Below are 7,146 nucleotides of genomic sequence, written 5' to 3' on the forward strand. Positions count from 1 at the left end.
ATCAGGGCCCCGTCGCCGACCACCAGCAGCAGCGCCGAGGCGGTGAAGATTTCGCGCAGGCGGGCTGCGGCGATGAACCGGAAGATCGGCCGGGTGAGGTAGCGGCCGGCGACCACCACGGCGGCCACCGCCGCCAGCACCGCCAGGGCGCGGATCCACTGGGGCAGGCCGTCGAGCACGCCGGCGCCGTGGCCGGCGGCATCCACGTGGCCCGCAACCCCGGCCACGGCCAGCAGCGGCAGCAGCGCGAACAGCGGGATCACCGCCAGGTCCTGGAACAGCAGGACGCCGAACGCCGCCTCGCCCACCGGCCCCTGGCGCAGGCCCTTCTCTTCCAGGCTCTGCAGGACGATGGCGGTAGAGGACAGCGCCAGAATCAGGCCGGCAGCCACGGCCACCCTCCAGTCCAGCCCAAAGGCCAGGCCTGCGGCGGCGACCAGGGCGGCGGTGAGCAGCATCTGGCCCGCGCCCAGGCCGAAGATGGTGGTCTTCATCCGCCAGAGCAGCGCCGGGCGCACCTCCAGCCCGATCAGGAAGAGCAGGATCACCACGCCGAACTCGGCGAAGCGCATCACGTCGCCGGCCTCGCCCACCAGGTTCAGCGCGAACGGGCCCACCAGGCAGCCGGCGATCAGGTAGCCCAGCGCCGAGCCCAGCCCCAGCCGCTTGGCGATCGGCACGGAGACCACGCCGGCGGCCAGATAGACCAGGGCCTGGATGAGCAGGCTGTCGGCGCTCACGGCCGCCCGGCCGGGGAAAGGAGGCTGATCATGGGCCGCACTGGAGCGCGCAAAGGCTGTGCCTGCACGTGAAATTTCGCGCGACCCCCGTTCTCAATTGCTGCGTTGCGGCGTAAAGGGCGCCCATGGCCAGCAAGGTACAGACCACCGCCGCCGACGCCCTGGCAGGGGTGCTCACCGACGGCATGACGATCATGGCGGGGGGTTTCGGCCTCTGCGGCATCCCGGAAAACCTGATCGCGGCGATCCGCGACAGTGGCGTCAGGGACCTCACCGTGGTCTCCAACAACTGCGGGGTCGACGACTTCGGCCTGGGCCTGCTGCTGGCCGGGGGCCAGATCAAGAAGATGATCAGCTCCTACGTTGGCGAGAACAAGCTGTTCGCCGAGCTCTACCTCTCCGGCAAACTGGAGCTGGAGTTCAACCCGCAGGGGACGCTGGCCGAGCGCATCCGCGCGGGCGGGGCGGGCATTCCGGCCTTCTTCACCAAGACAGGCGTCGGCACCCTGGTGGCCGAAGGCAAGGAAGTCCGCGAGTTCGACGGCGAGCTCTATGTGATGGAGCGCGGCCTCACCTGCGACCTTGCCATCGTCAAGGCCTACAAGGGCGACCACGCGGGCAATCTGGTCTATCGGCGCACAGCCCGGAACTTCAATCCGATGATGGCCACGGCCGGCAAGCTGACGATCGCCGAGGTCGAGGAACTGGTGGTGACCGGTCAGCTCGACAAGGACAACATCCACACCCCCGGCATCTATGTGGACCGCCTGTTCGAGGGCGCCCACTTCGAGAAGCGCATCGAACAGCGCACCGTGAGCCAGGCCGAACAAGTGAGCGCCTCCTGATGGCCTGGAACCGAGACCAGATGGCGGCCCGCGCCGCCACCGAGCTGCGCGACGGCTTCTATGTGAACCTCGGCATCGGCATCCCCACCCAGGTGGCCAACTTCATCCCGGCCGGCATGAGCGTGACCCTGCAGAGCGAGAACGGCATGCTGGGCATGGGGCCGTTCCCCACCGAGGACGAGATCGACGCCGACCTGATCAACGCCGGCAAGCAGACCATCACCGAGCTGGCGTCCTCGTCCTACTTCTCCAGCGCCGACAGCTTCGCGATGATCCGCGGCGGGCATATCGACCTGTCCATCCTGGGCGCCATGCAGGTGGCCAGGAACGGCGACCTGGCCAACTGGATGGTGCCCGGCAAGATGGTCAAGGGCATGGGCGGGGCCATGGACCTGGTGGCCGGGGTCAAGCGCGTGGTGGTGGTCATGGAGCATTCCGAGAAGTCCGGGGCGCCTAAGCTGGTGGACGCCTGCTCCCTGCCGCTGACCGGCCAGGCTGTCGTGGATCTGGTGGTCACGGAGCTGGGCGTGTTCGACGTGGCCCGCGGCAAGCGTCCGCTGACCTTGCTGGAACTGGCCCCCGGCGTGACCCTAGACGAGGTCATGGCCCGGACGGAGGCGACGTTCGCGGTGGCCGGCGAAGTCGCGGCCTAGCTGGGCGAACCGCCTGGGCATCCGAAAGCGCCGCACCTGCGTATCTTCCCGTGACCTCCAACCCCGTGAGTGACATGCTCAAGTCCATGAAAATGCGCCTGTTCGCGGCCATCGCCGCCCCCGCCCTGCTGCTGGCCGCCGCCGCCCCGGCCGCGGCGCCAGCCAATTCGGTGGCAGCCAAGTCGGGCCCCACCAGAATCGCGGTGTTCGCCGGCGGCTGCTTCTGGTCGGCGGAGAAGGCCATGGAGAGCCTGGCGGGTGTGAGGGGCGCGGTCTCCGGCTATTCCGGCGGCACGACGGCCAACCCCAGCTACGAGAACCACCAGGGCCACCTGGAGGTGGTGCGGGTGACCTACGACCCGGCGGTGGTGAGCTACGCCAAGGTGGTCGACCACTTCTTCCACAACATCGACCCCACCGACCCCAACGGGCAGATCTGCGACCAGGGGCCATCCTATCGGACCGCCGTGTTCGCCGGCAACGCCCAGGAGCGCCAGATCGCCGAGCAGGTGAAAGCCAGCGTCGCCAAGACCCTGGGGGCCAGCGTCGCCACCCAGGTGCGCAACGCGGCGCCCTTCTACATGGCCGAGGGCTACCACCAGGACTACGCCAAGCGCAATCCCGTCGCCTACAACGCCTACCGGATCGGCTGCGGCCGCGACCGGGCGCTCAAGGCGGTGTGGGGAGGCCGCTGAGCGGATCGCGCGGCCGGGGCGCGAACCCCTGGCCCACGAACATCTCCAGGCGGCGCTTGCGCTTGCGGTCCAGGCTGACGCTGGCGATCTCCAGGTCTGACGTGCGCGCGAAGTCGGCGGCCATCTCGGCCCGTCGCCAGCCCTCGTAGGCCACGGCGAGCGTCCGGCGGCCGGAGGCGGCGTCCAGCGCCGCGCTGGTCTCGGCCTGGTTCTGCGGGCTGTCGGCCAGCAGCCAGCTGCGCAGGGGCGCCGCCCCGGACTGGGCGAAGTAGTCCCGCCCGTAATAGGCCATGGCGTAGAACAGGAAGCGGTTGTTCACCGCGATCGACGTCAGGCCCGGTTCGCGCCGGGCCCGGTCCAGCACCAGATCGGTAGTCTCCGACCAGGCCTTGGCCCGCTTGAAGCCATTGGCCGCCCCCAGGGTCTCCGCCGTCCTGGGCGACAGGACAAAGACCAGAAAGAGCGCCGCCAGCGCCGCCTGCATCAGCACCGCGGCCAGCAGCCAGCGCCTGGCCCGCCAGCGGATCAGCCAGGCCGCCGCCAGGATCGCCCCGGTGAGGTAGCCGGCGCCCGACCAGTTGGCGTTGGCCCGGCTGACGAAGGCCTGGACGGTGACGATGATCAGCGGCGGCGCGGTGAAGCACAGCAAGAGCAGATCTTCCCGGGTCAGCCGCCGGCGCCACGCCAGCAGGGCTGCGCCGCCGATCACCACGGCCAGGGGGATCGGGCCGAAGATGGCGAACTGGTTGGCCAGGAATTCCCCCAGCTCGGCGAAATTGAACAGCTGGCGGCCGTTCCAGGCGGCGTTGGCGGCGGTGTGTTGCAGGGTGGCGAACCCGTGGGTGGCGTTCCAGGCGAGGTTGGGCGCCAGGACCACGGCGAAGGCGGCCAGGGCCAGGCCGGCCGCCGCGGGGGTCCAGGCCCTGCGCGCGGCGGGCGACAGCGCAAGGTGCAGCGCCAGCCCGATGACGAAATAGACCGCGGCGTACTTGGAGAGGAACGCCAGGCCGAGCGCCGCGCCCAGACCCGCCGCGATGGCCAGCCGGGCCGGGCCCCGGGCCTCGAGCAGGTGGACATAGGCCAGCACCGTGAGCGCCAGGAAGAACAGCAGCGGCGCGTCGGTGGCGATCACCGCGGCGGAGAGCTGCACCGCCGGCATCAGGGCGTAAAGGGCGGCTGCCGCCAGGGCCACGCTCCCCCCGTAGAGCCGGCGGGCGATGGCGAACACCAGCAGCGTGGCGCCGGCCTGGAACAGCGGCGCGGCCAGCCGCACGAAGGGCTCCGCGTCGCCGCCCATCGCCGTGGTCGCCCAGATCGCCCAGGCGACCATCGGCGGCTTGGAATAGTAGCCGAAGTCCAGGGTGCGCGACCAAAGCCAATACTGGGCTTCGTCCGGGTAGAGATCGAGGGGCGTGCGGAACAGCGCCACCAGCCGCGCCAGGGTCAGGGCGGCGGTCAGCAGGATGGCCGCTCGCCAGTCGTCGGCCCGCCTCTCCGTCGCCGCCGCGTGCGCCATGCCGATCCTCGTGTGGAGATGCTGTGCGACGGTAGAGCAGCGACCATGCCTGTAAAGACACAGGCGCCAGCTTTTTCAGCGTCGCGGTGCGACGCGGCGTCGCCGTTACAAAACCGTCACCCACACCCGCCGATTCCTTGATATAGGCCAGCCTAAGGCTGAGGGGCGCCGTCGGAACGGCCGTCCCCTGCTGTCGGGAAGAGGGGATTTTCCAATGAGAACGATGCAAAGGCTCGCCTGTGGCGCAGCGCTGACGGCGCTCGCGTGCGGCATGTCCACGGCGGTGTACGCCCAGGCGACCACGGGCGCGATCCGCGGGCAGATCACCAACGAGGCCAGCGCGCCGATCGGCAACGCCACGGTCACGGTCACCCACGTACCCACCGGCACCTCGGCCACCTCGGTGACGGGTTCGGACGGCTACTTCTCCGTGCGCGGCCTGCGTCCGGGCGGCCCCTATCGCGTGGCGGCCGCCGCGGCCAACTTCGACTCAGGCTCTGTCAATGTGGCGGGTATCGGCGTCGGTGAACCGGCCAATGTGGACGTCCTGCTCTACGCCACCGGCGCGCAGGTGTCCGAACTGGTGGTGACGGCAGCGGCCGTGGCCCCCAACCGCGGCGGCCCCTCGACGAACTTCTCCGCCGCCGACCTGGAGAACATCCCCTCGATCAGCCGCGACCTGAAGGACGCGGCCCGGCTCGATCCCTTCGCGACGATCGACCCCACCAACCAGGACGCCCTGTCATTCGCGGGCACCAACACCCGCTTCAACCAGCTAACCGTCGACGGCGTGCGCCAGAACGACGACTTCGGCCTGAACAACAACGGCTACCCGACCCAGCGGTCGCCGATCTCGTTGGACGCGGTCTCGGCGGTCAACGTGTCCGCGGCGCCCTACAGCGCCATCAACAACGGCTTCACCGGCGGCCAGATCAACGCCGTCACCAAGTCAGGCGGCAACACCTTCTCCGGTTCGGCCTTCTATGAGTACACCGGCCGCGACCTGCAGGGCGACACCATCGAAGGCGTCCCGGTGGGCGCCGAGTTCTCGGAAAAGGTCTTCGGCGCCACGCTTGGCGGCCCGATCATCCGCGACAAGCTGTTCTTCTTCCTGTCCTACGAGAAGTTCGATGGCGAGCTGGGCTTCGACGAAGGACCGGCGGGCTCGCAGGCCTCGGTGATCATCCCGCGCATCACCACCGGCGCGATCACCACCTTCCGCGCCGACACCCAGCGGATCTACGGCTACGATCCGGGCGACTTCCTGTTCGGCGCCTTCCCGGTCGAGGACGAGAAGATCCTCGGCAAGATCGACTGGAACATAACCGACGACCACCGCGCGGCCTTCACCTATCAGAAGACGCAGGGCAACTCGCTGAACGGCTCGGTCTCCTCCACCTTCGCGCTCGGCAACAGCGTAACCCAGCCCCGCATCGGCCTGGAGACCAACAACTACAACAAGATCGAGGAGCTGATCGCCTACACGGCCCAGCTCAACTCCGACTGGACCGAGAACTTCTCCACCGAGCTGCGCTACTCCTTCAAGGAGACCGACACCCAGCAGCTTCCGCTTGGCGGCCTGAGCGTCGGTGAGGTCACGGTGAGCGTGGCCGACCTGGCCGGCGTCGCCACCGGCGCCGGGACCCCGCAGATCCGCTTCGGCGCCGAGCAGTTCCGCCACGACAACTACCTGCACACCGAGGTCGAGACCTTCGAGGCGATCGGCCGCTACCGGTTTCAGGCGCACGACTTCCTGTTCGGCGCCCGGACCGAGAAGCTCGATGTGCTCAACGTCTTCGTGGCCAACTCGCTGGGCAGCTACACCTTCTCCAGCTACGCCAACTACCTGGCCCGGCAGGCGTCGGCCTTCTCGCTGACCGGCGGCGTCGCCCCCGGCACGGTGGGCCAGCCCGCAACCCTGGGCACCGCCCGCACCGGCGCGGGGGCCTTCAACTACCGGCTGAACAGCCTCTACGCCGAAGACCGGATCCAGATTTTCGACAACCTCGATGTGGCCGTGGGCTTCCGCTACGACTTCTACGACATGGACTCCACGCCGACGCTGAACGCCGCGTTCGTGTCGCGCAACGGCTTCGACAACCGCAAGAACCTGGACGGCGAGTCGGTGTTCCTGCCGCGCGTGTCGTTCAACTGGGAGCCGATGGACCGCCTCACCGTCTCCGGCGGCATCGGCCGGTTCTCGTCCACCGGCCTAAATGTGTGGGTGTCCAACACCTTCTCGAACACCGGCGTGGCGCAGACCAACGCGGTCTGCCCGGCGGGCCCCTACAACAACGTCAACCTCACCCAGGCGCCCGCTGGCTGCACCTTCACCGCCGGCAACGGCGACGTTAACGCGCTGGCCCCCAGCTTCCAGATCCCCACGGTCTGGAAGGGCAACCTGCGGGTCGGCTACGAGTTCGACCTCGGCCGCTTCGGCGACCGCTGGCTGGTCCAGGCCGACTACCTGCGCTCGGTGAACCAGAACGCGCTCTACTGGTACGACGCCCGCTCGGTGCAGACCGGCGTGGCCCCTGACGGCCGCGCGGTGTTCGCCCGCAACGCCATCGGCACCACCACCGGCAACAACTTCGACTTCCTGCTGTCGAACATCGACAAGGGCGGCTCCGAAGCCGTCGCCTTCACCCTGGCCAAGGACTGGCGCGAAGGGCTCAGGCCTTCGAAGAGCCCTTCGCG

At 69.0% G+C, this 7,146-nt stretch carries 6 protein-coding genes; 4 read left to right on the top strand and 2 right to left on the bottom strand.

What is annotated here, in order from left to right; genetic code table 11:
* Nucleotides 1-740: cation:proton antiporter (locus tag ACLL81_RS09580; RefSeq protein WP_411288116.1), on the bottom strand; the 740-nt coding region annotated here is incomplete at its 3' end.
* A gap of 125 nt (nt 741-865) precedes the next feature.
* On the opposite strand from ACLL81_RS09580, the gene ACLL81_RS09585 reads away from it, so the two are divergent.
* The 3 genes from ACLL81_RS09585 (at nt 866) to msrA (ending at nt 2,933) form a co-directional block, all read left to right on the top strand.
* Nucleotides 866-1,585: a CoA transferase subunit A gene (locus ACLL81_RS09585; RefSeq protein WP_411288117.1), complete on the top strand. Its 720-nt coding sequence runs from the start codon at nt 866-868 to the stop codon at nt 1,583-1,585.
* On the top strand, nt 1,585-2,238 hold the full coding sequence (locus tag ACLL81_RS09590) for a 3-oxoacid CoA-transferase subunit B (protein WP_411288118.1): 654 nt from the start codon (nt 1,585-1,587) through the stop codon (nt 2,236-2,238). Before ACLL81_RS09585 ends, ACLL81_RS09590 begins: the two co-directional genes overlap by 1 nt.
* 92 nt (nt 2,239-2,330) lie before the next feature.
* On the top strand, nt 2,331-2,933 hold the full coding sequence (msrA, locus tag ACLL81_RS09595; protein WP_411288121.1) for a peptide-methionine (S)-S-oxide reductase MsrA: 603 nt from the start codon (nt 2,331-2,333) through the stop codon (nt 2,931-2,933).
* On the opposite strand, the gene ACLL81_RS09600 is transcribed toward msrA, so the two are convergent.
* Nucleotides 2,908-4,449, bottom strand: a complete 1,542-nt coding sequence (locus tag ACLL81_RS09600) for an ArnT family glycosyltransferase (protein ID WP_411288119.1) — start codon at nt 4,447-4,449, stop codon at nt 2,908-2,910. The genes msrA and ACLL81_RS09600 overlap by 26 nt on opposite strands.
* Nucleotides 4,450-4,720: 271 nt before the next feature.
* On the opposite strand from ACLL81_RS09600, the gene ACLL81_RS09605 reads away from it, so the two are divergent.
* On the top strand, nt 4,721-7,146 hold a 2,426-nt coding region (locus tag ACLL81_RS09605), incomplete at its 3' end, for a TonB-dependent receptor domain-containing protein (RefSeq protein WP_411288120.1).

Source organism: Phenylobacterium sp. (genome assembly GCF_046590535.1).
Taxonomy (GTDB): domain Bacteria; phylum Pseudomonadota; class Alphaproteobacteria; order Caulobacterales; family Caulobacteraceae; genus Phenylobacterium.